Raw genomic sequence first — 24,989 nt, forward strand, 5'->3', positions numbered from 1 at the left:
CTCGTACGGCCCGTTGCGACACCGGTCCTCGTACGGCCCGTTGCTCAGCGGGTGGTCAGCAGCCCCTGCCGCAGCCGGCCCAGCAGCCGGCCCAGCAGCCGGGACACATGCATCTGGGAGATGCCCAGACGCTCCCCGATCTGTGCCTGTGTGAGTTCCTCGACGAACCGCATGTGGATGATCAGCCGGTCCCGCTCGTCGAGTTCGGCGAGCAGCGGAGCCAGGCTGTGGATGTCCTCCACGAGCTCCATGCCGGTGTCCTCGGCGCCGATGAAGTCGGCGAGGACGTTCTCGCCCTCCTCGCTGCCGCTGACGGCGGCGTCCAGGGAGGCGGAGGTGTAGCCGTTGGACGCCACCATCGCGTCCACGACCTCCTGCTCGGGCAGGTTCATCAGTTCCGCGAGCTCCGTGGTCGTGGGCTTGCGGCCCAGCCGGCTGCCGAGCTCCTCGGTGGCCTTCGCCAGTTCGACGCGGGCCTCCTGCAGCCGGCGCGGTACGTGCACGGCCCACGAGGTGTCGCGGAAGAAACGCTTGATCTCCCCGACGATGTACGGCACGGCGAAGGACGTGAACTCCACCTCGCGGGCGAGTTCGAACCGGTCGATCGCCTTGATCAGCCCGATCATGCCGACCTGGACGATGTCCTCCATCTCCTGCGGGCCCCGGCTGCGGAAGCGGCCGGCCGCGTAGCGGACCAGGGACATGTTCATCTCGATCAGCGTGTTGCGGGCGTACTGGTGCTCGGGCGTGCCCTCCTCCAGCGTCGTCAGCCGGTCGAAGAACAGCCGTGACAGGGCCCGCGCGTCGGTGGGCGCGACCTTCGAGGGGTCGGCCACCTCCGGCAGCTCCGTACGAGCCCGAGTCGCCTTCGCCTCTGTGGTCACCGCCATGGTGCGGCCCTCCCTCTCAGCCGGAACATCTTCGGTTGCGCGTCCACCTTGATGATCAACGCGGACCCCGCAGCGTCTACCCCGGTGTGTAAACCTCACACCCACATATTTCCCCTTCTCGGGCCGACGCGCCTGTCGAGCCCGGCCGGGAGGGCCCCGGCGAAGGCGCCGGACCGGCTCTCCGCGAGGGGGTCAGCCGACCGTGGGACGGTCGCCGTGGAGCACGACGCGCGCGTGCTGCCCGCGAGGGCAGTGGACCAGCCGGTCCTGAAGGCCGAGCCCGCGAGCCTCGGTCAGGAAGTCGTCGAGCGGGGAGCGGAAGACGGTGTAGTCGTCGTAGTGGACGGGCAGGACGTGCCGGTAGTCGAGACGGCGGGCGAGTTCGGCGCCCTGGGCGGCGTCCATGGTGACCACGAAGCCGCCCGGCAGGGTGGTGCCGCCCAGGTGCAGCACGGCCAGGTCGGCTCCCGGGAAGCGCCGGGCGATCTCGTCCAGGCCGTCGTGGAGGAGCGTGTCGCCCGAGATGTACAGCCGCAGCCGGACCGTCCCGTCGCGCGGGCCGAACTCCAGCATGCTGCCCATCACCGGCGGCAGCAGGCGGCGCAGCGCGGGCTGAAGGGCGTGCCGGCCGGGCAGCGACGTCACCCGGACTCGCGCGTCCCCCTGCTCGAAGACGCAGCTCTCCCAGGTGTGCAGGCCCCCGGCCCGGTGGAAGCCCTGCCAGGTGCGCAGCCGGCGGGCCGCGTGCGGGGTGGTGACGATCGGCACCGAACGGTCCAGGTGCCGCCGCGCCCTGCGGTCCCAGTGGTCGCCGTGCAGGTGGGAGAGCACGACGGCGTCGAGGTGGGGCAGCTCACCGGGGTCCAGGGCCGGCTCGCTCAAGCGGCGGCTGACGAGCCCGTACCCCAGGTGGGCGTGCTCGCCGCGGTGCAGGAAGTTGGGGTCCGTGAGCAGGGTCAGATCGCCGTAGCGCAGCAGAAGCGTCGCGTTGCCGATGAAGTGCAGATCGACGGCGTCGTCGTCGAAGGCAGCCATGGTGGTCCTTGCCGACGGGGAGGGAGCCCGTCTGAGGTCGTACGGGGACTGTGCCGTCCGGACCCGGCCGGAGTACCCCTGCGCGGCACGCGCCATACGCGTCACGGCGGTTGCCGTCCCAGCCCGGTGAGCCGGGAGGCCCCGTACGTCCCCCGGGGGCGGGTCACGGGTTTGATCCGGCGGATCGCGTCAACGGGCACTGTATGGCCCAGTCGAAGCGCGACACAGTACACACCTACGCGGCGCCCGTCGCGGACGACGCGTCCTGGCTGCCCGACCTCACCCCGGTCGACCCGGGAGCCCACCTCGTCGACGGCGGTGTCCGGGACCTCGACGCCGTCTACTACGACACCGACGACCTGCGCCTGACCCGCACCCGCGCGACGCTGCGGCGCAGCACGGGCGACACGGACGCCGGCTGGCATCTCGGACTGCCGCTGCCCGGCGACATCCGTGAGGAGGTGGAGGCCCCCCTGTCCGAGGAGGTTCCGGACGAACTGCGCGACCTGACCCTGTCCCGGACCCGCGGGGACCCGCTGCGGCCGGTGGCCCGGATCCGCACCACACGCTCCGTGCGCCACCTGCTGAACGGCACCGGCGCCGTCGTGGCCGAGCTGCGTCTCGACACGGTACGGGCGCAGTCCCTGCTCGACCGGGGCGGGAACGCCCTGTGGACGGAGCTGGAGGTCGAACTCGCCGAGGACGGCGACCGCGCGCTCCGGGACGCCGTCGAGAAGGCGCTGCGCGACAGGGGCGCCGAGCGGGCCGGGACCCGGTCGGAGGTGGCCCGCGCCCTCACCGGGACGGGCTCGCCCGTGGACCCGTCCCCGGATCCGCGGCCGGCCTCCGCGCCGGGTTCCTCCGGCGAGCACGTCCTCACGTACGTGCGGGGCCTGGTCGCGACCCTGACCGATCTGGACCCGGCGGTACGGCGCGGCAGGCCCGACGCCGTGCACCGGATGCGGGTCGCCTGCCGCCGGCTGCGCGGCTGCCTGCGCACCTACCGCCCCCTCCTGGACCGCTCGGTCACCGACCCCGTCCGCGCGGACCTCAAGTGGCTGGGCGGCGAGCTGGGGGCGGAACGCGACCACGAGGTGCTCGCCGAGCGGCTGGCCACGGGCGTGGGGGAACTGCCCGGCGAACTGGTCCTCGGCCCGGTCACCGCGCGACTGCGCGCCTGGGACGTGGCACGGCGGGCGCAGACCCGCCGCCGCACCCTCGACGCCCTGGCCTCGCCCCGCTACAGGGCCCTGCTGGACTCGCTGCACCGGCTGGTCGCCGAACCTCCGCTGCGGGCCGGGGCCGCCGCGGGCAAGCCCCGCAAGGTCATGGGCAAGGCCCTGCGGAAGGAGGACGGCCGGCTGCGCCGCCGTATGGAACGCGCGCTCAGCCTGCCCCCGGGCGCCGAACGCGACGCGGCGATCCACCACGCCCGCAAGGCGGCCAAACGCGTCCGCTACGCCGCCGAGGCGGCCCGCCCGGCACTGGGCAAGCCCGCCGGACGCCTGCGCCGACGGGCCAAGGCCGTGCAGAAGGCCGGCGGCGGCCACCACGACGCGGTGGTGGCCAGGGACGCCCTGCGCCGTCTGGCCGTATCGGCCCACGCGGCCGGCGAGCCCGGCTTCACCTGGGGCGTGCTGCACGGCCAGGAACGGGCGGCGGCCGGGGCGCGCGAACAGCAACTGTCGCGGATGTGGGGCCGCGCCCCGCAGCCGGGCCCGCGCGGGAAACGCGTCGGCTGACCCACCTCGCCGCGCTCGGCGGTCGCGGGATGGCGCGGAAGGGGTGTTCGACCGTGGGCGGCGGGAACGTGACCGGAGCACACGCAATGCGGCCCCCTGGCGTCGGCATGCGGCGTCGTCGCCCGCCGGGCGGGTGCGCGGACACCGACCTTCGGCCGCGGGCGCGCATGGATGGTCCTGCCGGACGGGCGCACGCGCGAGTGTCGACAACCGGTCGCGGTCGGGCGCGGTTGCCGTCTGCCGGGCGGGTGCGCGATGGCGACCGCCGAGCCGGTTCGCGTTGGATGTCGACGGCCGTCGCGGGAGGGCGGGCTTCTTGCCCGCCAGGCGGGTACGCGTGCGGGTACCGACCCGTCGAGCCGGTGCGCTTGTACATGTCGGCAGTTGGCCGAGGGCGGAGGCGGCGGCCGTCCGCGGGGCGGGTACGCGTGCGGATGCCGACCGTCGAGCCGGAGCACGGGCGGACAGCGACCGCCGGTCGCGGACGGGCGCGGACACGGCCCGTCGAGCCGGGGCAGGTGCGGACATTGACCGCCGGGCCGCGGCTCGTTCGGGAGACGGCCGTCGGTGCCTGCGTCGGCGGGCTGCCCGCCGGGGCGGCCCGGCCAGGCCGCCGACCGGAAGGAGCCTTCGTGAACGAGGAGCCTTCGTGAAGAAGGATGCGCGGCCGGATGCGCGCACCGCCGACGCGGCGGGGCGCGACCCGAGGCGCTGGAAGGCCCTGTGGGTCACGCTCGCCACCGGGTTCATGAGCCTGCTCGACGTGACGATCGTCGCCGTGGCGCTGCCGTCGATGCAGCGGGACCTGAGCGCCTCGCCGGCCTCCGTGCAGTGGGTCGTCTCCGGCTACGCCCTGTCGTTCGCCCTCGCCCTGGTCCCCGCGGGCCGGCTGGGCGACGCGGTGGGACGGCGCAAGATCTTCCTGTGGTCCCTGGCGGGCTTCGTGATCTGCAGCGCCGGAGCGGGCGCCGCGCCCACGATCACCTGGCTCGTCGTGGCCCGGATCGCGCAGGGCGCCTGTGCGGGCTGCCTCGCCCCGCAGAACTCGGCGCTGATCCAGCAGATGTTCCGGGGTGCCGAGCGCGGCCGCGCCTTCGGACTCTTCGGCGCCACGGTGGGCATCTCCAGCGCGGTGGGCCCCGTCACCGGAGGCCTGATCCTGGCGCTGGCGCACGGCACCCAGGGCTGGCGCTGGATCTTCTACGTCAACGTGCCGATCGGGGCCGTCGCGCTGCTGCTCGGCCTCCGGCTGCTGCCCCGCGTGGCGAGGGGCCGCCGGGAACACCTGGACCTGCCCGGTGTGGTCCTGCTGGGCGCCGGGGTGCTGGGCCTGATGCTGCCCCTGGTGTTCGCCGACAGCGGGGGGCTGCGCCGGCTGTGGTGGCTGTTCGTGGTGGGCCTGCTGCTCCTGGTGGCCTTCACCCGCTGGGAGCGGCGGGTCGCGGCGCGCGACGGCGGGCCGCTGCTGGATCCGCGGCTCCTGACGTGCACGCGCGGCTACGCGGCCGGCACCGCGCTGGGCACGCTGTACTTCGTGGGGTTCAGCGGGGTGTGGCTGGTGTTCGCCCTGTTCTTCCAGAACGGCCTCGGCTACGACCCACTGGACTCCGGTCTCGCGGTGACCCCGTTCGCGATCGGCTCGGCGGCCGCGGCGGTGGTCGCGGGCCGGCTCGTCGAGCGGTTCGGACGGCTGCTGACCCTCTGGGGGCTGGTCACGGTCGTCCTCGGGCTGGCGGCCACGGCGCTGATCCTGCGGTCGGCCCCGCCGGACGCCGTGGCGTGGTGGGCCGCGCCCGCCCTGTTCGTGGGCGGCGTGGGCAGCGGCTGCGTCATCTCGCCGAACGTGACGATGACATTGAGTGAGGTGCCGGTGCGGATGGCCGGGGCCGCCGGCGGCGCCCTGCAGACCGGACAGCGGCTCGGGGGAGCGGTGGGCACGGCGGCCCTGCCGGGCCTGTTCTACATGGTGCTCGCGGAGAACGGGAAGGACTACCGCGAGGCCGTGGCCTTCTCCGTCGGCTGCGCCCTGGTGGCCCTGCTGGGCGCCCTGGCGCTCGCCGTCCTCGACTTCCGCCGCGACCGGCGCCCCCGCGGCCGACGCGGTCCCCGCCAGGTCAGCGCCGAGCACACCGGCGCGGGCCACAGCTGACGGCGCCGGTCACCGGCCGTGATCGGCAGCGTGATCGGGAGGTTTGGCCGACGCGCCGCCGAGCACCCGCAAGGTGACACCGACACCGATTCCGCTGGGAGTGAGCGACTGTGGCTGGTGACCAGAAGGGCAAGGCCAAGAAGGAACAGATGAAGGGCAAGGCCAAGGAGACGGTCGGCCGCGCGGTGGGCAACGAGAGGATGACCGCCGAGGGACAGGCCGAGAAGGCCAAGGGCGACGCCCGCCAGGCCAAGGAGAAGACGAAGGACGTCTTCAAGGACTGACGCCGGCCCGGCGAGGACGACGACTTCGAGCGCCCATCACCTGAAAGCGCCCTCAGCGGGACCCCTGCTCGTCGAGCGAGGGTCCCGCCGGCGTCTTGCCGGGCAGCGGAGCCGGCCGCCTGGCCCCTTCCTCGGGCAGCCGGTGACGGCCGCGCAGCGCCGAGGCCACCGCGGAGACGAGGGCCATCGCGGCGGCCACGCCGAAGACGATGGTCAGACCGTCGTGGAACGGCCCGGAGACCAGCTTCGGGAAGAACGTGTGCCCGGTCAGGGCCTGCTGCTGCGCCGCGGACAGCCGGTCGAGCGTCCCGTCCGGACCGAGCAGGTGCTGTACGGGGTTGTCGCCGAGGAACGTGGCGAACAGCGTGCTCACCGGCGGCAGCGAGGCGGCGTGCTGGGCCGCTGCCGCCGGCACGCCGTGCGCCCGCAGCCCATCGCTCAGCGCCGACGGCAGGGAGGACGCGAGCCCCGAGATCATCAGCGAGAAGAACACGCCGATGGACAGGGCGGTGCCGGAGTTCTGGAAGGTGGAGCGCATGCCCGAGGCCACACCCCGGTACTCCGGCGGCACGCTCCCCATGATCGACGAGGTGTTGGGCGCGGAGAACATGCCCTGGCCGAACCCGCTGATCAGCAGCAGCGCCGCGAACGGCCCGTAGGAGAAGTCCACCGGCAGGGCCAGCAGGCCGATGAAGGACGCGGTCACCAGCAGCAGGCCCGTGGTAGAGAACAGCCGGGCGCCGAACCGGTCGGAGAGATGGCCGGAGACGGGACCGGCGAGCAGGAACCCCATCGTCAGCGGGAGCATGAAGATGCCCGCCCACAGCGGGGTGTCCTCGAAGTCGTAGCCGTGCAGGGGCAGCCAGATGCCCTGGAGCCAGATGATGAGCATGAACTGGAGCCCGCCGCGCGCGATCGCGGTCAGCAGCGCGGCCACGTTGCCCGCGGCGAACGCCCGCACCCGGAACAGCGCGAGGTGGAACATGGGCTCGGCGGTGGGGGTCCCCCTTGCTCGAGCGAAGCCGAGAGCTTGGGGGCGCATCTCGATGAAGCAGAACGCGAGCAGCAGGAAGCAGCCGCCCGCCAGCCCGGCGAGCACCAGGGGGTTGCCCCAGCCGGTGGCGTTCCCGCCGTAGGGCTGGATGCCGTAGGTGATCGCGGCGAGCAGGATTCCGGCGCCCGCGGCGAAGGTGAGGTTGCCGGGCCAGTCCATGCGCCCGCGTCGGCCCGGCGCCGTCTCCCGCAGGCTCAGGTAGGACCAGACGGTGCCGCCCACGCTGATCGGGACGCTCACCCAGAACACGGCACGCCAGTCGACGGTGGCGAGCAGCCCGCCCGCGAGCAGGCCGAGGAACTGCCCGGCCAGCGCGGTGATCTGGTTGACTCCCAGGGCCATCCCGCGCTGCCTGGCCGGGAAGGCGTCGGTGAGGATGGCGGCCGAGTTCGCGGTGAGCATGGAGCCGCCGAAGGCCTGCACCACCCGCCACAGGATCAGCCACAGCGCGCCCGCCCCGGCCCTGAACGGGTCGAGCGACAGCGCGACGGACGCGCAGGCGAAGACGAGGAACCCGAGGTTGTAGATGCGTACCCGGCCGAACATGTCGCCGAGCCGGCCGAGCACGACCACGAGCACGGCCGAGACCAGCAGATAGCCCAGGATCATCCACAGCAGATAGCTGATGTTGCCGGGAGCGAGCGGATCGAGCCCGATGCCGCGGAAGATCGCGGGCAGCGAGATGATCACGATGGAGGCGTCCATCGCGGCGATCAGCACGCCGAGGGTGGTGTTCGACAGGGCCACCCACTTGTAGTGGGGGCCCACGGCGGCGGGGGTACGGGGGTTCACAGCCGTTCCGCCAGCCGGTCGAGCAGGGGCAGCGCGGCCGCGAGCGTGCGCTGTTCCCGAGGGGTGAACTCCTCGATGGCGTCGGCGAGCCGGCGTACGGATTCGGTGCGCCGTGCGGCCAGCATCTCGCGCCCCGCCTCGGTGACGGCCAGCACGCAGCGGCGCCGGTCGACGGCGTGCGGGGAGCGCACGACCAGGCCGCGCTGTTCGAGTGCGGCGAGGGTCGCCGCCATCGCCTGGGGCCTGACGCGTTCCAGCTCGGCCAGCGAGCCCGGCGAGTCCGGGCCGTCGGCGGCGAGCCGGGCCAGCACGGACATGCCGGACAGCGACACGTCACCGACCGCGTGCGCCTGCCGCAGCCGTCGCGTGATCCGTGCGACGGTCACGCGCAGCTCGGAGGCGAGGGGAGCCGTGCCGGGTACGGCGTGTTCGACGTCCACGTAATAACAATAGGTTTATCAGTCTGGACTGTTGAACCAAGCGTCGGTAATCGTTGCGTCATGCACGCACTTGGGGGAACGCCCGGCCCCCCAAGTCCACCGGGCGTGGATCAGCGGTCCCGGAAGACCTCAGCGGCCTGGAGCCTGCGCAGGTCCTCGACGACGCGCTGCTGCCGTCCCGCCCGTTCGAGCAGGTCGTCCAGCTGTCGCGGATCCAGGCGCGTGTCCCGGTCGGCGAGCCCGCGCAGCACCTCCCAGGCGCAGGCCTTCCCCCGGATGCCCAACTGGAGCAGCTCCAGCTCCAGCAGGGTGCTCAGCGGGGAACGCCGCACCAGGCCGCCGTTGTTCTTCAGCCGCGCGGCCCGTTCGCCGAGACGCCCCGCGTACACCTTGTAGCGCCGCACGGGGATCCGGAGCCGGCGCATCGTCTCCAGCAGCGTCCTGCGGTCCTCGGCGATCTCGGACGCGATCGGGGCCATCGCCTCGCCGATCTCCGAGCCCCGTGTCGCCATGGCCAGGTGGCGGGAGCGCTCCGTGCCCGCGGTGGCGCCCGCGAGGTGGTCGTTGAGATAGATCCCGAGCAGTTCGTGACCGGACTGCCCGGTGAACACCGGCGGGCGGCTGCCGGCGCGGGCGTGCTCGCTCATCGTGTGTCCTCCCCGTCGCGGAAGCCGCGGCCTTCTTCGTTCATCCGCCGTTGCGGGCGGGCATCCTGGCGCGCAGACCGCCGACCGCGGCGGCCGGGCGTGCCGTCGCCCGTACCGAGCGGCGCACCAGACGCGCCTCGCGCTGCAGTTCGTGGGCCGTGTGCCGGCCGCGCCACAGCAGGGAGGGCGCGCTGCCGGTGTCGTCGGCCGCGATCAGCAGACCGCCCAGCATGGACAGGTTCTTCAGGAAATGGATGCGCTGCTGGACGCGGCCCGCGTCGTCCTCGGCCTCCCAGAAGCGGTGTCCGGCCAGGGTCGTGGGCACCAGCGTCGCGGCCAGCGCCAGGGCCGACAGCCGCGGAAACCGCCCGAGGCCCAGCAGTACGCCGGCCACGACCTGGACGCCGCCGCTGAGGCGTACGACCTGCTCGGTACGGTCCGGCAGCACCGCCACCCGCTCGGTGATCGGCCGTACGACGGGTTCGGCGACCGCGGCCACCTCCTCGGGACTGCGGTAGGAGTTCAGGCCTCCGGCGACGAACATGGAGGCGAGCAGAGGCCGACCGGCCACGCGCAGCAGACTCATGATCCTCTCCAGGGGTGAGCGGTACGGATGCGGCGTTCCCCCGGGTTCCCGGCCCGGGCCGGGACAATCGGCCCACGCGACCCGGAGGACTCGGTGGTGTGCGGTCGCGCGGAAGGGGAACCCGGCGGCGGTCCAGCGGTATGACCTGCAAGGTCCAGCAGCAAGGAGCCCGGCCATGGGACACGGCGGAGACGTCATTCAGGAACTGACCACCGACCACCGCGAAGTGGAGGAGATCTTCGCGCAGATGGAGGCGCTCCCCATGGGGGACGCGCGGCGCAAGGACCTGGCCGACCAGGCCACGATCGAACTGGTCCGCCACTCCGTGGCCGAGGAGGCCTACCTCTACCCGGCGGTGCGTCGCTACGTCCGGGACGGCGACGCGATCGCCGATCGCGAGGTCCAGGATCACGCCGAGGCCGAGCGGACCATGAAGGACCTGGAGGGCCTCGGCGCGGACGACCCCCGGTTCGACGAACTCGTCGGCCGTCTGATGCGGGAGATCCGCGAGCACGTCACCGACGAGGAACAGAACCTCTTCCCCATGCTGCGGGAGGCCACTAAGCCCGAGGATCTGGAGCGGCTCGGCGACCAGGTCCGCTCGGCGAAGAAGACCGCGCCGACCCGGCCGCACCCCGCCGCTCCGGACAAGCCGCCCGCGAACAAGCTCCTCGCGCCCGGCGCCGGACTGGTCGACCGGATCCGCGACGCCGTCACCGGGCGCGGCAAGACCGGCTGAGGTCCGCCGCCGGACCGGCGACGCGCGGACCACCGCTCACGGGGCCGTCGGGACCTCACCGACCGACGGCCCCCGGCCGTGCCCGCACGTCTGGGCCGACGCCGCTCCCAGCGGCGGCCCCCGCAGCACGTCGCACCCCGTGCGGACCCCCGCCGCGCCCGCTACCTTCGTCGAAGGCACGCCGGATCCGCGGGGAGGGCCCGTTCACCCCCAGGGAGGCGATGTGAGCTCGCACCACGCACACGAGCACAGGGGGGACAGGGACACGGGGAAGGGCTCCACGCACGGCCCCGCCCGCAGAAGTTTCCTCTGCCTGTGCGCGGGCGCCGGACTGGGCGTGGCCGCCGTCGCCTGCGACCACACGTCTTCGCACCGGCGGTCCACGGACAGCCGCCGCCCCGAGGCCGACCGGGACCGCACGGGCACCCGGGACTGGCGGATCGGCTCCGTGGGCCCGCCGGACGCGGTGGCCGGCTACACCGACCGGATCAGCGTCGCCCCCGGCCAGGAGTGCGGCCTGCACGTGTCGACCACGGCGTCGTCCTTCCGTGTCTCGGCCTTCCGCGTCGGCTGGTACGGCGGCAGCCACGCCCGGCTCGTGTGGCGCTCCGGACCCGTCCGCGGACGCGCGCGGCCGGCCGCCCGCACGCTGTCGGCGACCCGCACCGTCCGCGCCGACTGGCCCCGCACCCTGGCCTTCAGCACCGAGGGCTGGCCCGAAGGCGCCTACCTGCTGCGCCTCGACGCCGACAACGGCCACCAGCGGTACGTCCCGCTGATCGTGCGCTCCACGAACGGCGCCGGCCGCACCGTGGTCCTGCACGCCCCGGCGACCTGGCAGGCGTACAACAGGTGGGGCGGCTCCAGCCTGTACAACGGCGCCTCCGGCGCGTACGCGACCCGCTCCCTGGCCGTCAGCTTCGACCGGCCCTACGACCTCAACGGCGCCGAGAAGTTCCTGGTGTACGAGTGGGCGGCCGTGGTCCTCGCCGAACGCCTCGGCATACCCCTCGCGTACACCACCGGCACCGACCTGCACCACGACCCCGGCGTGCTGCGCGGCGCCACCGCGCTCGTGTGCCTGGGGCACGACGAATACTGGACGCCCGAGCAGCGCCGCCACGTCGCCGAGGCCCGTGACGCGGGCACCAATCTGGCGTTCCTCGGCGCCAACACCTGCTTCCGCCGCGTCCGTCTGGAAGGGGACGGCGCGGGGGCCGGGCGCACCGTGGTCTGCTACAAGTCCTCCTACCGGGACGACCCCTGCTACCCGTCCCGCCCGGCCCTGGTCACCACCGACTTCCGGCAGGCCCCGGGCGCAGACCCCGAGTCGTCCCTCACCGGCGTCCTCTACGAGGGCTATCCGGTGGACGCCCCGTACGTGGTGCGCGCGGCGGACCACTGGCTGTACGAGGGAACGGGAGCGCGTCCCGGCGAGAGCTTCGACCACCTGGTCGGAGTGGAGTACGACCGGGTCACCCCCGGCTCGCCCGTGCCCGAACCGCTGGAGATCACCGCGCACTCGCCGCTGGTGTGCGCCGGCACCCGCAGCCACAGCGACTCGGCGTACTACACGGTGTCGAGCGGGGCGGGCGTCTTCGCCACCGGCACCATGCGCTGGGTGGAGGCGCTGATGGCCGGCACCCCCGAGGGCGGCCGCGACCACGGCATGGACGCCCGCACCCGGGCCTTCGTCACCCGCGCCACGGAGAACCTGCTGCGCGCCTTCGCCGAGGGCCCCGCGGCCCGGCAACGGCCCGCACCCCGCCCCGACACGCAGCAGGTGTACGGAACGCCGGAGTGACCGGGCCCACGGGTCAGCGGGACGCCAGGGCCGCCTCCAGGGTGGGGTAGCAGGGTATGAGCGTGTCCACGCCGACGAGTTGCAGCACGCGCAGGACCGCCTCCCGCGGTGCGGCCAGCCGCAGTCGGGTGCCGCCCGCCTGCGCGGCCTGGTGGGCGGTGATGAGGGCGTTGATGCCGCTGGAGTCCATGAAGGTCACGTCACCGAGATCGACCACCGTGCCCGGCGCGGTCCCGGGACAGGACAGCAGCGCGTCGCGCAGTTGCGCGCTGCTGTCGAGGTCGACCTCTCCGGAGAGGGCCACGACACAGCTGCCGTCGTCGGCCGTGGTACGGGTGATCAGCAGGCGCTCGGGCACCGCCGGTCCCTCGGTCTCTGCCACACTGCCCTCACTTCTCGTGAACATCCGGCCCTGGCCAGGGGATTGTTGGACATGATGTCAGGGCTTCGTGAAGCCCGGGGCAAGGGGGTGTCCGTGAAGCCCGCCCGGCCTCGCCCCTCCCCGGTCGCGTACACCGGTGCTCACCCCGGTAAAGAATCCGCTCCGGCTGACCAGGCCCGCGGGTCGCTACCCGCCGATGCCCGCCCGCAGTGTTGGGATGAACAAGGCAAAACGGCGGAAAGGGGTAGTGGTGGAAGGCGAGTTGGTGCCGGGCCCCGGGAGCGCCGCGACGGACCGCTTCGCACTGGCCCGGCGTGCGGTCGCCGCGATCGGTACGACCCTCGACGACCGCAGGACGGCGGCCGAACTCGCCGCCTTTCTGGTCGAGGAACTGTGCGACCTGGCGACCGTCGATCTCTACGGTCCGCAGGAGGGCCGCCGCGACGCGGGGGTGTCCCTGCACTCCGCCGCCGTGGCCGGCCGGCGCGAACTCCTCGACAGCCTGGAGAAGGCCCCACGCGACCGGGTCTCCGTCCGCGCCCTCGACGCGGGCCACCCGATCACCGCCTCGTCCACCCACGGCGGCGCGACCCTGGTGACCCTCTCGGTGCCGCTGCTGGCCTGGGACCGGGTCTACGGAGTCGCCCTCGCCCTGCGGGCCGACCGGCCCTTCGACGACGACGAGACCGCGGCCGTCCACTACGCGGCACGGCTGGCCGCCGCGCACATGCGGCAGGCGAAGGAGCAGCGCGAGGCCGGCCCGCGGGTGTGGGACCTGCGGAAGGTACTGCCGGCCGACCCGGAGCGTACGCACCCCGACGTGGAACTGGCGGCGCGTCACGTGCCCTGCGGCACCGGCGGGCGCGTCGGCGGCGACTGGTGCGACACGCTGCACCTGCACTCCGGCCGCGTCCTGCTGGTCGTCGGTGAGGTCATGGGCCACGGCCTGGACGCGGCGGTCGACATGAACGCCTACCGCTCCACGCTGCGGTGCGTCGCCTCCACCGACCTCGCGCCGCACGGCATCCTGCGCCGGCTGGACGCCATGATGTCCGCGGAGAGCGGCCGCCGCCCGGCGACCTGTCTGCTGGCCCTGCTGGACCCGGCGGACGGCACGGCGCAGTTCGCGAGCGCGGGGCACCTGCCGCCGGTCGTCTTCCACGCCGACGGAACGGCCGGGCCGGTCCCGCTGCGGGTGGGGCCCCCGATCGGCACCGGACCCGGCACCGGGCTCGCCGCCCACGAGGCGACGAGGCTGCCCCTCGCCCCCGACGACACGCTGGTCATGTTCACCTACGGGCTGATCGCACGGCGCGGCGAGGACATCGACACCTCGCTCGCCCGGCTCTCCGGCCTGCGGACGGGGCCGGGCGCGGGAGCCGGCGAATTCCTGGAAGGCGTCCTCGGCGGGTTCCTGAGCGACCCGGACCCGGACGCCGCCCGGACGGACGACGACATCGCCGCACTCGCGGCCCGCCTGCGCCCGCGTCCCTGAGGAGCGCGCGCGGCACGGCTGCCGCGCCGGGCCGACGTCTGGCAGAAGCGGGCATGGCCCGGCTGGGCAGGGGCGTCTGTGCTCTCGCCCCAAGGGCCGCCCGCTGGGCCGTTGCCCGGTGCGGGCGGAGACTGGAGGGCATGACCGACGGGCAGGAACGCGCGGTGCGCCCGGTGGGGCGCAGGGCCGTGCTGCTGGGGATGGCGGGGGCGCTGGTCGGGGCGGCGGGCTGCACGGGCGCCACCCCGGAGCCGAAGCAGGCCGCCGCCGCGGGCTCCACCGCTCCACCGTCCCCCACGAACAGCGGGGCGGCCCTCCCGCGCACCACCCCGTGGCGCCCCGGCTCCGGCGAGATCCACCCGGAGGTGAAGCGGCGCGCCGTCGGACTGGTCGCGGCGATCGGCGCCTGGCCCAGCGGCAGGGGCGGGGCGCCCGCGGCCCGGTCCAGAGTGGCCGCCCAGGGCCTGCCCACGGCTCTCGTGGCGCAGGCGGGGCCGCTGCTGCCGTCCGCGGACGAGGCCGTGTTGCAGGTGGTGGACGCCCAGTACGGCGGGATCCTCGCCGACTCGGCGAGCGTGCTGGTGGTGTGCCGGCAGTGGACGCGGCACGGCGGCGCCGTCCGGGCGGGCGGCACGACGGTCGACGTACGGCTCGCCCGGTCCCGCACCGGATGGACGGTCACCGCGCTGCACCCGGCCCGGCCGGGCCCACCCGAGGCCTCGCCGCCGGCCACGGTGCGGCGTGCGCTGGCGGAGTCCCGGATCGTGCTGCCGCCCGCGGCGCGGGCCGACCTGCACAGCGGCCAGGTCCACGACAGCGTGCCCACCGCGATGCTGCGCCTGGCGGGGACGTACCGGATGTACGTCAGCGTGGTCCGCTCGGGGCACCCGCTGGACGTCTTCGGCACCACCCGGCCCAGCGACCACCCGCGCGGACGCGCCTTCGACGTCTGGCAGATCGACGGCCACGCGGTCGTCGACCCGGCCACTCCCCGCTCCCTCGTCGAACGCTTCATGCGCGACGCGGCGGCCGCCGGCTCCTACAACGTCGGCGGCCCCGTCCTGCTCTCGGGCGGCCGCACCCCGGACCAGTTCTTCAGCGACGCCACCCACCACGACCACGTCCACATCGGCTTCCGCACCTGACGAGGGTGGGGCGGCCGGTCAGGACAGGGCCATCATGAGGGCGGCCGCCACGGTGAGGGCGGCCAGCGGGAGCATGATCGGGCGGGCGCGTTCCCACCAGGTGGGCCAGTCGCCGGCCCGGTGCCAGGCGCGGAGCCCGGCGTCCGGGACGGTCAGGGCCCGGCCGGAGCCGAGCAGCGAGCGGCACCAGGGGCATTCGCCGTCCTCCCACGCTTCCATGCCGCACTCAACGACACCCCCGGGACCGGGCAACGCCCACGCCCACCATCGTGATCCCGCCGTCACCGAGCCGTGAGCAAGCGGTGCCCCAGGTGGTCCGGGCCGGGCCCCGGGAAACGGCCCGGCCCCCTCTCCGACCGGACTCACAGGCCCGGCAGCCCACGCGGCACGGGCACGGCCGGAACCGAGGGAGCCACCCGCGCCGCCGCCTCCGGCGGCCTCTCACCGGAGCCGACGCCCCAGGGCCGCAGCAACGGCGCACCGGGCTCCCGTCCCGCGGACGCCTCGCCCGGTGCCGGCGAGCCGGCGTCCGCGAAGGACGCCCACTGGACGACGGACGGTTCGGGCGCACGCCGGCCGGTGACGCGCGGTGGCGCCGGCTCCGCGGCGCGGGACGGGGGGTGGACCGGTGACGGGTCCGACGGCCCGCTGGTCAGTTCCGCGTAGGGCCGTTCCGCGCGGAGGTGGCCGAGCGAGCGCGGTACGGCCCGAGAAGTGCTCTCCATGCCGGAGCAAACGGCACCCGCACCGCCTGGGTACGCCTCGTGCCGCACCCCCTCACCACATCAGGTGAGGACACCGCTCGAACGGCCGCCTCCGCTCATGCGACAAGCAGCCCGGGGCGCCCTCCCGGCCCCGTCAGTTCTTCCCGGGCGTCAGCTCGGCGAGCAGCAGCGTGCGGTCGTCCGTCACCTCGTCGGCGCCGTCGTGACCGGAGCCGGCCAGCAGCCGCCGGCACAGCGACGGCAGCGCGTCCGGGTGCCCGGTGTCCGGCACGTCCCCGGCCCCGGCGTCCAGGGCCCGGGCGAGGCGCGCGATGCCCTGGTCGATGTCATGGCTGCGGGACTCGACCAGACCGTCGCTGTAGAGCAGCAGCAGGGTCGGCTCGGACAGGTGCAGCACGGTCGGCTCGTAGGGCCCCGTGGCCAGCCCCAGGGGGAGACCGGCGGAGGCGAGGGACACCGGCGCCGCCGGGCGGCCGGGACCGCGGATCAGGGGCGGCGGATGGCCGGCGCCGACGAACGTGCAGGTGTGCAGTTCCGCATCCCACTCCGCGTAGATGCAGGTGGCGAAGGAGGCGCCGGGCGTGGTGCCGGCGACGGCGTCCAGCCGGTCCATGAGCTCGGCCGGGGGGATGTCGAGCGCCGCGAGGGTACGGACGGCGGTCCGCAGCTGGATCATGGCCACGGCGGACTCCGGTCCGTGGCCCATGGCGTCGCCCACGATCATGGCCAGCCGCCCGTCCCCCCGCGGCAGCACGTCGTACCAGTCGCCGCCGATGACGTTGTCCTGCCCGGCCGGCCGGTAGCCGTGCGCGACCCGGCAGCTCTCGAAGGCCTGTCCGGTCTCCGGGAGCAGACTGCGCCGGATGGCCAGCGCCGTGCGGCGCTCGCGTTCGTAGCGGCGGGCGTTGTCCAGGGCGACGCAGGCCCGGGCGCCGAGCGACTCCACCGCCACCGCCTCGCCGCGCGTGAAGGGCTCCTTGCCAGGTCCGCGCGTGCAGGCGATGAAACCGACCGCCGCGCCGCGCAGCCGCAGCGGGACGATCAGGAACCCGGCGCTGTGCAGCAGGGCGTCCACGCCGGCGTCGTCCGGGTCGGTGCCGCGCAATCGCTCGAAAGTGTGCCGGTCGACGCCGTCGAGCAACTGGGTCTGCCCGGTCGCCACGGCACGCGCGTACGGCGTGCGGCGGGGGAAGACCAGCACCTCCCCGACCGGCAGCAGGTGCTCCCAGTCCTCCGAGCTGTCCGACCCTATGCGCAGGGCGAGCCGGCGTGCCTCGATCTGCGGCGGGTCGGCCGTCGTGCGCGCGTTCTCCTCCAGCAGCCAGCGCTGGAGCAGGTACACCGAGGCCGCGTCGCAGAAACCCGGCGCGAGCGAGTGCACGACGTGACGGCCGGTCAGGTGCAGGTCCAGCTCGGACCCGATGGCGTCGGCCGCGGGGGAGAAGTACGAACGGCGGCGGAGCGGCGCTGTGGGGGGTGGGCCCTCGGGGTGGCCGCGTTCTGTGTTCCGCAGGATCGTGTGCCTTCCGGGTGGGGGCCGGTGGGCCGGGGGTCCGGTGGGGCGGGGACGGACTGGCCGGTCGGACCGGTCGGGCGGTACGGCGTGGTATGCCGCTGGCAACTATATGATGCACAGTCAAGGTCGTTTAACAGTAGGGGAGTTGGCGAATGCGGGACGGAGACGGGCTGCCGCGGGGCGTCGATCCGGGCAAGGCAAGCGTGGCCCGGATGTACGACGCCATGCTGGGCGGCGAGCACAACTTCGCCATAGACCGGGAGGCGGTGGCCGCCTTCACGGCGATCGACCCCCAGGTGCGCACCCTGGCCCGCGCCAACCGCGCCTTCCTGGGCCGTGCCGTGCGGTTCCTGGTGGACGCCGGGGTGCGCCAGTTCGTCGACCTCGGCTCCGGGATCCCCACCCAGGGCAATGTGCACGAGGTCGCCCAGGCCGCCAGTCCCGGCGCGAAAGTGGTGTACGTCGACAACGACCCGGTCGCGGTCGCGCACAGCGAGGCCCTGCTCGCCGACAACCCGGACGCGGCGATCGTGGCCGCCGACATCCGCGATCCCGCGGGGATACTCTCCGCGCCGCAGGTGCGCAAGCTGATCGACTTCGACGAGCCCGTCGCCGTCCTGATGATCACGATCCTGCACTTCGTCACCCCGCAGGAGGACCCCGGCGGCATCGTGGCCGCCTTCCGGGACGCGCTGCCCGCGGGCAGCTGGCTGGCCCTGACCCACGCCACGGACGAGGACCGCCCCGACACGGCCGCGGCGGTCGGGCAGCTCTACCGCGACCGGGCCACCTCGCCGGTCACGGCACGCTCCCGCGGCGAGATCGAGTCCCTCTTCGACGGGTTCGACCTGGCGGAGCCGGGATTGGTCTACGTCCCGCTGTGGCGTCCGGACCGGGACGAGGAGGTCCCGGAGGACCCGTCCCAGTTCTGGGTGTACGCCGGGGTGGGCCGCAAGAACGCGTGAACGACGGGCGGGAAGGTCCGGGTGACGCCGCCGCGGTCACCCGGGCCTCCCCGCCCGTGACGGCTCAGGCCGGCCGTATCGCGCTGTGGATGGCTCGGGGGCCCGCGAAGAAGATCGACTCCTCGCGTATGGACGCGCCCGGACTCGGGGCGTGCACCATGGTGCCGTTGCCCGCGTACAGGCCCACGTGGCTGACCTCGCCGTAGAAGAAGATCAGGTCCCCCGGCTCCAGTTCGGCGAGCTCGATCGCCGCGCCGGAGCCGACCTGTTCGTGGGTGGTGCGGGGCAGGGCCACGTCCGCGGCCCGCCAGGCGGCCTGGGTGAGACTCGAGCAGTCGTAGGAGCCCGGACCTGTGGCTCCCCACACGCACGGCTTGCCGATCTGCGCGCGGGCGAAGGCCAGCGCCTTGGCGGCCTTCCGCTCGTAGGCCGAGGCCGGGCTCTCGGCGACGGCGGCGCCGGTCGCTGGGCCGGGGGCTCCCGCCTGGCTGGCGTCGAAGAGCGAGTTGCCGTCCAGCGGCGGGGTCGTGTCGAAGAGGCCAGTGGCGTGCTGCTGCCACTGCGCCGCCTCCGGCCGAGGCAGGGGCTCCTCGGCCGGCCGCGCGCTCTGCTGCGCGGCGTGCCGGGCCAGCATCTCGCCGGCCTGCGCGAGCTTGCCCCGCGTCCGCTCCTTGGCGGGCCGCTGCACCGCGGCGGCCTGCCGACGACGCGCGACCGGGACCCCACCCGCAGGCTGCGTGACGGGCCCGTCGGGCGGGGTCGCGACACCCGGGCTCCCGCTGACACCCATCGCCCCGGCCCCGGTGGCCACCGCCGTCCCTGAGGAAAGAGCGCCCAGGGCCCCGGTGGAGGGCACCGCCCGCATGGTGCCGGTCGGGGGAGCCTGCATGCCTCCGGTGGTGCGGTCGGGCAGTACGCCCGTGGTGCCGGTGGTCCGAGCATCCATGGCCCCTGCGGGAGGCGCGCCGCTGATTCCGTTCGGGAGCAGGTTCATGCTGCCGGTGGGTGGTGGCTGCATGGTGCGGTCGGGCAGTACGCCCATGGTGCCGGTGGTCCGAGCATCCATGGTCCCTGCGGGAGGTGCGCCGGTGGTTTCGTTCGGGAGCAGGTTCATGCTGCCGGTGGGTGGCGGCTGCATGGTGCGGTCGGGCAGTACGCCCATGGTGCCGGTGGTCCGAGCATCCATGGCCCCTGCGGGAGGCGCGCCGGTGGTTTCGTTCGGGAGCAGGCTCATGCTGCCGGTGGGGGGCGGCTGCATGGAGCGGCTGGACAGCGCGTCCAGGGTGCCGGTGGGCGGCCGCATGGCCCCGTCGGGCAGTACGCCCATGGTGCCGGTGGTGGGCGGGGGCGGTTGCATGGGGCGGGCGGTCAGTTCCGCCACGGGGGCGGCGGCGGGCAACTCCGGGACGGTCCGTGCCGCGGCCGCGAGTTCGGGTGCCGAGGCCGCCGGGCCGGCGGACAGCTCGGGCCGAGGGGCCCTGCCCGCTTCGAGGGCCAGGCCCTCGCGGGCATCCGCCGGACGCCTGTCCTGCGCCGCGGCGGGGGAGTCGGCCTGTCTCGGCATACGGTCCGGCGGCAGGACCGCAGGCATGGTCGGACCCAACTGGGCGCGCCCCACGTCGAACCACTTCCTGGCCACCCGGTCCACGGCCGGATCGGATCCGCCGGAACCGCTCCAGGAAGCCGAACCCCGCCGCGTACGAGCGCTCTTGCTCATCGCGCGGGTGGCGTTGAAGTTCCCCGTGGCGTTCTCCGCCTGGTCGTAGAGGCTGCTGATCCGCTGCTGGACCTCGGCGCGGCTCGGCCTGTCGTCGCTCGGTCGTTCCGGCGTCAAGAGGGACGCACTCCTCCCATGGGCCGCCTACCGGTTCTGCTCTCGGCATCGGGCGGACGTTCTGCGGAAGGCGTGCCCTACGGCCCTTGTCCCGAGGGACAGTTGGGCCGCTTCACCCCGAGGTTGGTCGGTTCCCCGGCTCCGGCCGCTGCGGGGGCGTACCGGACTCGGCGGAGGTCGCACGATCCGACGCGACTCGCCGGAGGCAATCGTGCGTCCTGGCCGTCAACTTAGCGAACGTGTGTACTCGGTGTGAAGATTGAGGCGTGGAATGTCCGATACGTATTCGTGACCTTCCCGTGAGGTGCCTCACGTTCATGTCCGTCTGCGCGGCATCGTCGAGGTGACCCCGCCGGCGGGCGTGAGGCGCTCCCGCCCCCGGCCCCGCCGCCGTGGCACCCTGGCCCCATGTGCGGTCGCTACGTCTCCACCCGCGGTCCGGAGGACCTGGTCCGGCACTTCCGGGTCACCGAGTGGCGCCCGGAGGAGTCGCTCGCCCCGAGCTGGAACGTCGCCCCGACCGACGAGGTGTGGGCCGTTCTCGAACGCGCGCCGCGCGAGGACCGCACCCCGGCCGCCGTCCGCAGGGAGCTGCGGCCGCTGCGCTGGGGACTGGTCCCGTCCTGGGCGAGGGACGTGAAGGCCGGCGCCCGGATGATCAACGCCCGGGTGGAGACCGTGCACGAGAAGCCGGCCTTCCGCCGCGCCTTCGTCAGGCACCGCTGCCTGCTGCCCGCCGACGGCTTCTACGAATGGCAGCAGATCAAGGCCCAGGACACCGGCAGGACCCACAAGCAGCCGTACTACATCAGCCCCGAGGACGGTGAGCTGATGGCGCTCGCCGGGCTGTACGCGTACTGGCGGGACCCGCACGTGGCGCGGGACGACGACCCCGCCGCCTGGCTGACCACGTGCACCATCATCACCACCGAGGCCACCGACGAGGCCGGCCGGGTCCACCCGAGGATGCCGCTGGCCCTCACCCCGGACCACTACGACGCCTGGCTCGACCCCCGCCATCAGGACCCCGGCGAACTACGGACGCTGCTGAGCCCCCCGGCGGGCGGCAGGCTCGGCGCCCGGCCGGTCTCCCCGGCCGTCAACAACGTGCGCAACAACGGCCCCGAGCTGCTGGACGAGACGCCGCCGTGACGGGCCGGACCGCCCCGGCCCACCCGCGCGGCACCGTGCGCCGCACGTGCACCCGTTCCCCCTGATGCCCCCGATGACCGCCCACCCGGCCGAACTGCACCCCTGCCCCGGCCCGGCCGGACCTTACGGTGCTCAAGAGGGCTCAGGAGGCTCGAGGGGGCCCAGGACGAAGGAGAGGCGCGGTGGCTGCTGCGGGCGCTCCGGCGGGCGGGCCGGGCCGCGGGCGCCGGGCGGCCCGCCGGGTGCCCGGCAGCCGCCCGGCGCCCTCCGTACGCCTCCCGCCGCACGCCCGGACCGCTGCCGCGGTCCGGAAGGCCGAGCGGACCGTGCCCTGGCTGCGGGTCGCCGCCGCCTACGCCTGGCGCCTCATCCTCGTCGGGGTCGTCGTCTACGGCGTCTTCACCGTCCTCGGCCGCTTCCAGCTCATCGCGGTGGCCCTGTTCCTCGGCCTGGTGATCACCTCGATCCTGCGCCCCCTCGCCGACCTGCTGAACCGCTTCCTGCCCAGGCCGCTGTGCGTCGCCGTCGCCCTGGTGGGCAGCATCCTGCTCCTGCTCGCCCTGCTGGCGCTCGTGGGCAACGCGGTGGCGGGGGAGTCGGCGAAGCTCGCGAGTGAGTTCGGCGGCGGCATCCACAGGATCGAGCAGTGGCTCCAGCGCCCGCCGTTCCGGCTCAGCCAGGCCAAACTGGCCGATCTGCAGAAGCAGATCCTGGCCTATCTCTCCGCCCACCGCGCCGGCCTCCTCAGCCGCGCGCTCAGCGGCTTCGGCAGACTCGTCGAACTGGTGACGGGGGTCGCCCTCGCGGTCTTCTCCTCCGTCTTCTTCATCCACTCCGGCGAGAAGCTCTGGCGGTGGGTGCGCGACCAGCTGCTGCCCAGCCGGGCCCGGCCGGTGTGGGACCGGGCCGGGTACGCCGCCTGGCGGACGTTCGCCGGATACACACGCGGCATCATCATCGTGGCGGCCACCAACGCCGTCCTCGTCGGAGTCGTCCTGTTCGTGCTGCGAGTACCGCTCGCGCTGCCGCTGACGCTGCTGGTCTTCTTCGCCACGTTCGTGCCGCTGGTGGGCTCACCGGTCGCGCTGGCCGTCGCCACGGTGGTCGCCCTCGCCGGGCGCGGCCCGCTCACCGCGCTGGCCGTGCTCGCCCTCATCGTCGTCATCGGCCAGCTCGAGGGACACGTGCTGCACCCGGTGGTCATGAGCTGGGCGGTGCGCCTGCACCCGCTCGTCGTCGGCGTCTCCGTCATCGCGGGCGGCATCGTCGCGGGCGTGGTCGGCGCCGTGGTCGCCGTCCCGTTCGTCTCCGTCATCTGGGCGGTGCTGCGGGCGCTGTGGCCTGCCCCGCCCTGACGTCCCCCCTCCGTCGCCGCTTCCGTTCACGGCATGGGGGCTTTTCGGCCGCGGCAGAAAGGGCACGCGTTCGTCGTACGACCCCCGAGCGAGGAACGGTGCCGTCATGGCCGAGTACGAACGTTCACGCACGATGCCCGCTCTGCCCGAGCACGTCTTCGACCAGGCCGCCGACGTCGGCGGGTTCGACGCCTGGCTGCCCGGCGAACTGCACGTGCACGCGGAGCGGCCCCCCGCCGTCACGGTGCACGAGGACCAGGCCGACCGGGACACCGCCGCCCAGCTGCGCGCCGAACGCGACCAGATGCGGATCGAGTGGGGCACCCGCGAGCAGGGCGGATACGCGGGCTGGCTCCAGGTCGCGGGCATCGGCAGCGGGGCCAGCGAGGTGACCGTCCACCTGTCGTTCTTCGACGACCGCCATGACCCGGGCGAGCGCAACGCCTGCGACGCCCTCGACAGCAGCCTGCGCCGCCTGGAGGAGCAGGTACGGCTCCGCACCGACCACACGGGCGGCTGACCACCCCCGGCAGCCGCGAGACCGACGGCCCGAATCCCGCGTTCGCCGGTGGGTAGTTCGCCCCGCAGGCCCCGGACCGCTCCCTCAACGTGTCCCGATGTGCGGCCCCATGACGGGACCGCACACCGTGGCGTCACAGGGCCGGACCGGCGCCCGCCGCGACCGTGGCAGCCCCGCCGGCCCGCGGCTGTGCGTAGCTGCGGCCGTGGTCGTAGGCGGGTGCGCCAAAGCCCGACCTGCCGTACGGCGTGTCGTGCGGACGACCGCGGGCACTGGGAGACCATGGGCGGGCGTCGACACCCGCGAGGTCGGTGCTGGGGACGGAGAGGCCAGGTGGAACAGCAGGTCACGGGGCAGCGAGCGGGCCAGGAGACCGGTGCGGACGCCCGCGGCGCCGGCCCGGCCGGCCAGGGCACGACCGGTCACGGCCGGGCCGTGAGCGACGCCCGGCGGCGGATTCCCCGCACGGACGCCGTCCTGCGGGACGCGCGCCTGACGGACGCGGCGGCGCGGCTCGGACCGGGCCCGGTGAAGGCCGCGGTCCGGCAGGCACAGGAGCGGGCACGGCAGGGCGCCATCGCCCCCGAACAGGTGGCGGACACCGCCGTGGCGCTGCTGCCGCGGTCACCCGGCGGGCTCCGCCCGGTGATCAACGCGACCGGGGTCCTGCTGCACACCAACCTCGGCCGCGCGTCCCTGTCCGCGGCGGCCCGGCAGGCGGTCCAGGACGCCGCCGGGCCCACCGACGTCGAACTCGACCTGCGCACCGGTGTCCGGGCCCGCCGGGGCCGCACCGCCCTGGACGCGCTGCGCGACCGGGTGCCGTCCGCCGCCGCGGCCCACGTCGTCAACAACGGCGCCGCCGCGCTCGTCCTCGCCGCCACCGCGCTCGCCGCCGGCCGGGAGATCGTCATCAGCCGCGGCGAGATGGTGGAGATCGGGGACGGCTTCCGGCTGCCGGACCTGCTGGTCTCCACCGGGGCCCGGCTCCGCGAGGTCGGCACCACGAACCGTACGACCGTCCGGGACTACGCCGACGCGATCGGCCCCGACACGGCGTTCGTCCTGAAGGTCCACCCCTCCAACTTCCGTATCACCGGCTTCACTCGGGCCGCCGGGATCCGCGACCTGGCGGCGCTGGGCGTGCCGGTGGTGGCCGACATCGGCTCCGGACTGCTCGCCCCGCACCCCCTGCTGCCCGAGGAGCCCGACGCCGAGACCCAGTTGAGGTCCGGCGCGGCCCTGGTGACGGCGAGCGGCGACAAACTGCTCGGCGGACCCCAGTGCGGCCTGCTCCTCGGCGACGCGGAACTCCTGCGCGCCCTCACCCGGCACCCCCTGGCCCGCGCCCTGCGGGTGGACAAACTCACCCTGGCCGCGCTGGAGGCGACCCTGACGGGCCCGCCGACCCCGACGGCGGAGTTCCTGACCGCCGACGCCGCCGGGCTCATGCGGCGGGCCGCACACCTCGCCGCCGAGCTGGGCGCCGCCGGGGTCGAGGACGTCCGGGCCGTCGCCGGGACCGCCACCGTCGGCGGCGGCGGGGCGCCGGGCGTGACCCTGCCCAGCGCCGCGCTGTCCCTGCCGGAGTCGTACGCCGGCGTCCTGCGCACCGGGGAGGTGCCCGTGGTGGGGCGCCTGGAGGCCGGGCGGTGCCTCCTCGACCTGCGCGCGGTGCCGCCCGCGGACGACGAACGCCTCGCCGGGGCCGTGCGGTCGGCGGCGGAAAGGTAGGCGC

General features: G+C 74.3%; 23 protein-coding genes and 1 riboswitch. Of the genes, 12 read left to right on the forward strand and 11 right to left on the reverse strand.

Annotated features, from left to right (window positions below; translation table 11 throughout):
• Nucleotides 1–44: 44 nt before the first annotated feature.
• Both ACF09J_RS27835 and ACF09J_RS27840 read right to left on the reverse strand, forming a co-directional pair.
• Entirely contained in the window at nt 45–890 is an 846-nt protein-coding gene (locus ACF09J_RS27835) for a SigB/SigF/SigG family RNA polymerase sigma factor (RefSeq protein WP_392308198.1), read from the reverse strand.
• Between the two features lie 192 nt (nt 891–1,082).
• Nucleotides 1,083–1,925, reverse strand: a complete 843-nt coding sequence (locus ACF09J_RS27840) for an MBL fold metallo-hydrolase (protein ID WP_392308199.1) — start codon at nt 1,923–1,925, stop codon at nt 1,083–1,085.
• 203 nt (nt 1,926–2,128) lie between these two features.
• On the opposite strand from ACF09J_RS27840, the gene ACF09J_RS27845 reads away from it, so the two are divergent.
• The 3 genes from ACF09J_RS27845 (at nt 2,129) to ACF09J_RS27855 (ending at nt 6,100) form a co-directional block, all read left to right on the forward strand.
• Nucleotides 2,129–3,667: a CHAD domain-containing protein gene (locus ACF09J_RS27845; RefSeq protein ID WP_392308200.1), complete on the forward strand. Its 1,539-nt coding sequence runs from the start codon at nt 2,129–2,131 to the stop codon at nt 3,665–3,667.
• Between the two features lie 649 nt (nt 3,668–4,316).
• On the forward strand, nt 4,317–5,816 hold the full coding sequence (locus tag ACF09J_RS27850) for an MFS transporter (protein WP_392308201.1): 1,500 nt from the start codon (nt 4,317–4,319) through the stop codon (nt 5,814–5,816).
• A 110-nt stretch (nt 5,817–5,926) separates the two neighbouring features.
• A complete protein-coding gene (locus ACF09J_RS27855) occupies nt 5,927–6,100 on the forward strand; it encodes a CsbD family protein (protein WP_392308202.1) in 174 nt (57 codons plus the stop codon).
• A gap of 52 nt (nt 6,101–6,152) precedes the next feature.
• On the opposite strand, the gene ACF09J_RS27860 is transcribed toward ACF09J_RS27855, so the two are convergent.
• From ACF09J_RS27860 to ACF09J_RS27875, 4 genes are all read right to left on the reverse strand, one after another.
• Nucleotides 6,153–7,946: an MFS transporter gene (locus ACF09J_RS27860; protein ID WP_392308203.1), complete on the reverse strand. Its 1,794-nt coding sequence runs from the start codon at nt 7,944–7,946 to the stop codon at nt 6,153–6,155.
• A complete protein-coding gene (locus ACF09J_RS27865; RefSeq protein ID WP_392308204.1) occupies nt 7,943–8,386 on the reverse strand; it encodes a MarR family winged helix-turn-helix transcriptional regulator in 444 nt (147 codons plus the stop codon). The genes ACF09J_RS27860 and ACF09J_RS27865 overlap by 4 nt, the downstream gene beginning before the upstream one ends.
• 110 nt (nt 8,387–8,496) lie before the next feature.
• Nucleotides 8,497–9,033 (reverse strand): hypothetical protein, encoded by a 537-nt coding sequence (locus tag ACF09J_RS27870; protein ID WP_392308205.1) that lies wholly within the window; start codon nt 9,031–9,033, stop codon nt 8,497–8,499.
• 40 nt (nt 9,034–9,073) lie between these two features.
• Entirely contained in the window at nt 9,074–9,619 is a 546-nt protein-coding gene (locus tag ACF09J_RS27875; protein WP_392308206.1) for a DoxX family membrane protein, read from the reverse strand.
• 175 nt (nt 9,620–9,794) lie between these two features.
• Between ACF09J_RS27875 and ACF09J_RS27880 the strand changes: the two genes are divergently transcribed.
• Together ACF09J_RS27880 and ACF09J_RS27885 are read left to right on the forward strand one after the other, a co-directional pair.
• Nucleotides 9,795–10,358, forward strand: a complete 564-nt coding sequence (locus ACF09J_RS27880) for a hemerythrin domain-containing protein (protein ID WP_392308207.1) — start codon at nt 9,795–9,797, stop codon at nt 10,356–10,358.
• A 223-nt stretch (nt 10,359–10,581) separates the two neighbouring features.
• The gene (locus ACF09J_RS27885; protein ID WP_392308208.1) at nt 10,582–12,162 is read left to right on the forward strand and encodes a N,N-dimethylformamidase beta subunit family domain-containing protein; all 1,581 of its coding nucleotides are present in this window, start codon (nt 10,582–10,584) and stop codon (nt 12,160–12,162) included.
• A gap of 13 nt (nt 12,163–12,175) precedes the next feature.
• On the opposite strand, the gene ACF09J_RS27890 is transcribed toward ACF09J_RS27885, so the two are convergent.
• On the reverse strand, nt 12,176–12,544 hold the full coding sequence (locus tag ACF09J_RS27890) for an STAS domain-containing protein (protein ID WP_392308209.1): 369 nt from the start codon (nt 12,542–12,544) through the stop codon (nt 12,176–12,178).
• A 250-nt stretch (nt 12,545–12,794) separates the two neighbouring features.
• On the opposite strand from ACF09J_RS27890, the gene ACF09J_RS27895 reads away from it, so the two are divergent.
• Complete coding sequence (locus ACF09J_RS27895; RefSeq protein ID WP_392308210.1) at nt 12,795–14,039, forward strand: PP2C family protein-serine/threonine phosphatase; 1,245 nt, start codon at nt 12,795–12,797, stop codon at nt 14,037–14,039.
• A gap of 140 nt (nt 14,040–14,179) precedes the next feature.
• Nucleotides 14,180–15,184, forward strand: a complete 1,005-nt coding sequence (locus tag ACF09J_RS27900; RefSeq protein WP_392308211.1) for a hypothetical protein — start codon at nt 14,180–14,182, stop codon at nt 15,182–15,184.
• Between the two features lie 18 nt (nt 15,185–15,202).
• On the opposite strand, the gene ACF09J_RS27905 is transcribed toward ACF09J_RS27900, so the two are convergent.
• The 3 genes from ACF09J_RS27905 to ACF09J_RS27915 all read right to left on the reverse strand — a co-directional run bounded on the left by ACF09J_RS27905 (nt 15,203) and on the right by ACF09J_RS27915 (nt 17,290).
• A complete protein-coding gene (locus tag ACF09J_RS27905) occupies nt 15,203–15,403 on the reverse strand; it encodes a hypothetical protein (RefSeq protein WP_392308212.1) in 201 nt (66 codons plus the stop codon).
• A gap of 143 nt (nt 15,404–15,546) precedes the next feature.
• Nucleotides 15,547–15,909 (reverse strand): hypothetical protein, encoded by a 363-nt coding sequence (locus tag ACF09J_RS27910; protein ID WP_392308213.1) that lies wholly within the window; start codon nt 15,907–15,909, stop codon nt 15,547–15,549.
• A gap of 133 nt (nt 15,910–16,042) precedes the next feature.
• Nucleotides 16,043–17,290, reverse strand: a complete 1,248-nt coding sequence (locus tag ACF09J_RS27915; RefSeq protein ID WP_392308214.1) for a PP2C family protein-serine/threonine phosphatase — start codon at nt 17,288–17,290, stop codon at nt 16,043–16,045.
• A gap of 287 nt (nt 17,291–17,577) precedes the next feature.
• Here ACF09J_RS27915 and ACF09J_RS27920 point away from each other — a divergent pair, with 287 nt between their 5' ends.
• Nucleotides 17,578–18,390, forward strand: a complete 813-nt coding sequence (locus ACF09J_RS27920; protein ID WP_392308215.1) for an SAM-dependent methyltransferase — start codon at nt 17,578–17,580, stop codon at nt 18,388–18,390.
• Between the two features lie 64 nt (nt 18,391–18,454).
• Here the strand turns inward: ACF09J_RS27920 and ACF09J_RS27925 are convergent, their stop codons facing one another.
• A complete protein-coding gene (locus tag ACF09J_RS27925) occupies nt 18,455–20,224 on the reverse strand; it encodes an NlpC/P60 family protein (protein WP_392308216.1) in 1,770 nt (589 codons plus the stop codon).
• 8 nt (nt 20,225–20,232) lie between these two features.
• Nucleotides 20,233–20,407: riboswitch (cyclic di-AMP (ydaO/yuaA leader) on the reverse strand.
• Nucleotides 20,408–20,632: 225 nt separating this feature from the next.
• Here ACF09J_RS27925 and ACF09J_RS27930 point away from each other — a divergent pair.
• The 4 genes from ACF09J_RS27930 (at nt 20,633) to selA (ending at nt 24,985) form a co-directional block, all read left to right on the forward strand.
• Entirely contained in the window at nt 20,633–21,376 is a 744-nt protein-coding gene (locus ACF09J_RS27930; RefSeq protein ID WP_392308217.1) for an SOS response-associated peptidase, read from the forward strand.
• A gap of 182 nt (nt 21,377–21,558) precedes the next feature.
• Nucleotides 21,559–22,731, forward strand: coding sequence for an AI-2E family transporter (locus ACF09J_RS27935; protein ID WP_392308218.1), 1,173 nt, complete (start codon nt 21,559–21,561; stop codon nt 22,729–22,731).
• Between the two features lie 106 nt (nt 22,732–22,837).
• Nucleotides 22,838–23,251 (forward strand): SRPBCC family protein, encoded by a 414-nt coding sequence (locus tag ACF09J_RS27940; RefSeq protein ID WP_392308219.1) that lies wholly within the window; start codon nt 22,838–22,840, stop codon nt 23,249–23,251.
• A gap of 333 nt (nt 23,252–23,584) precedes the next feature.
• Nucleotides 23,585–24,985 (forward strand): L-seryl-tRNA(Sec) selenium transferase, encoded by a 1,401-nt coding sequence (gene selA, locus ACF09J_RS27945; protein WP_392308220.1) that lies wholly within the window; start codon nt 23,585–23,587, stop codon nt 24,983–24,985.
• Nucleotides 24,986–24,989: the final 4 nt, after the last annotated feature.

The sequence above is a fragment of the Streptomyces sp. NPDC014889 genome, assembly GCF_043081205.1.
Lineage (GTDB): Bacteria > Actinomycetota > Actinomycetes > Streptomycetales > Streptomycetaceae > Streptomyces.

Coding starts and splice junctions, on each gene's coding strand:
- ACF09J_RS27835 (WP_392308198.1), bottom strand. CDS start 890: ATGGCGGTGACCACAGAGGCGAAGGCGACTCGGGCTCGTACGGAGCTG.
- ACF09J_RS27840 (WP_392308199.1), bottom strand. CDS start 1,925: ATGGCTGCCTTCGACGACGACGCCGTCGATCTGCACTTCATCGGCAAC.
- ACF09J_RS27845 (WP_392308200.1), top strand. CDS start 2,129: ATGGCCCAGTCGAAGCGCGACACAGTACACACCTACGCGGCGCCCGTC.
- ACF09J_RS27870 (WP_392308205.1), bottom strand. CDS start 9,033: ATGAGCGAGCACGCCCGCGCCGGCAGCCGCCCGCCGGTGTTCACCGGG.
- ACF09J_RS27875 (WP_392308206.1), bottom strand. CDS start 9,619: ATGAGTCTGCTGCGCGTGGCCGGTCGGCCTCTGCTCGCCTCCATGTTC.
- ACF09J_RS27880 (WP_392308207.1), top strand. CDS start 9,795: ATGGGACACGGCGGAGACGTCATTCAGGAACTGACCACCGACCACCGC.
- ACF09J_RS27900 (WP_392308211.1), top strand. CDS start 14,180: ATGACCGACGGGCAGGAACGCGCGGTGCGCCCGGTGGGGCGCAGGGCC.
- ACF09J_RS27905 (WP_392308212.1), bottom strand. CDS start 15,403: ATGGAAGCGTGGGAGGACGGCGAATGCCCCTGGTGCCGCTCGCTGCTC.
- ACF09J_RS27910 (WP_392308213.1), bottom strand. CDS start 15,909: ATGGAGAGCACTTCTCGGGCCGTACCGCGCTCGCTCGGCCACCTCCGC.
- ACF09J_RS27920 (WP_392308215.1), top strand. CDS start 17,578: ATGCGGGACGGAGACGGGCTGCCGCGGGGCGTCGATCCGGGCAAGGCA.
- ACF09J_RS27930 (WP_392308217.1), top strand. CDS start 20,633: ATGTGCGGTCGCTACGTCTCCACCCGCGGTCCGGAGGACCTGGTCCGG.
- ACF09J_RS27940 (WP_392308219.1), top strand. CDS start 22,838: ATGGCCGAGTACGAACGTTCACGCACGATGCCCGCTCTGCCCGAGCAC.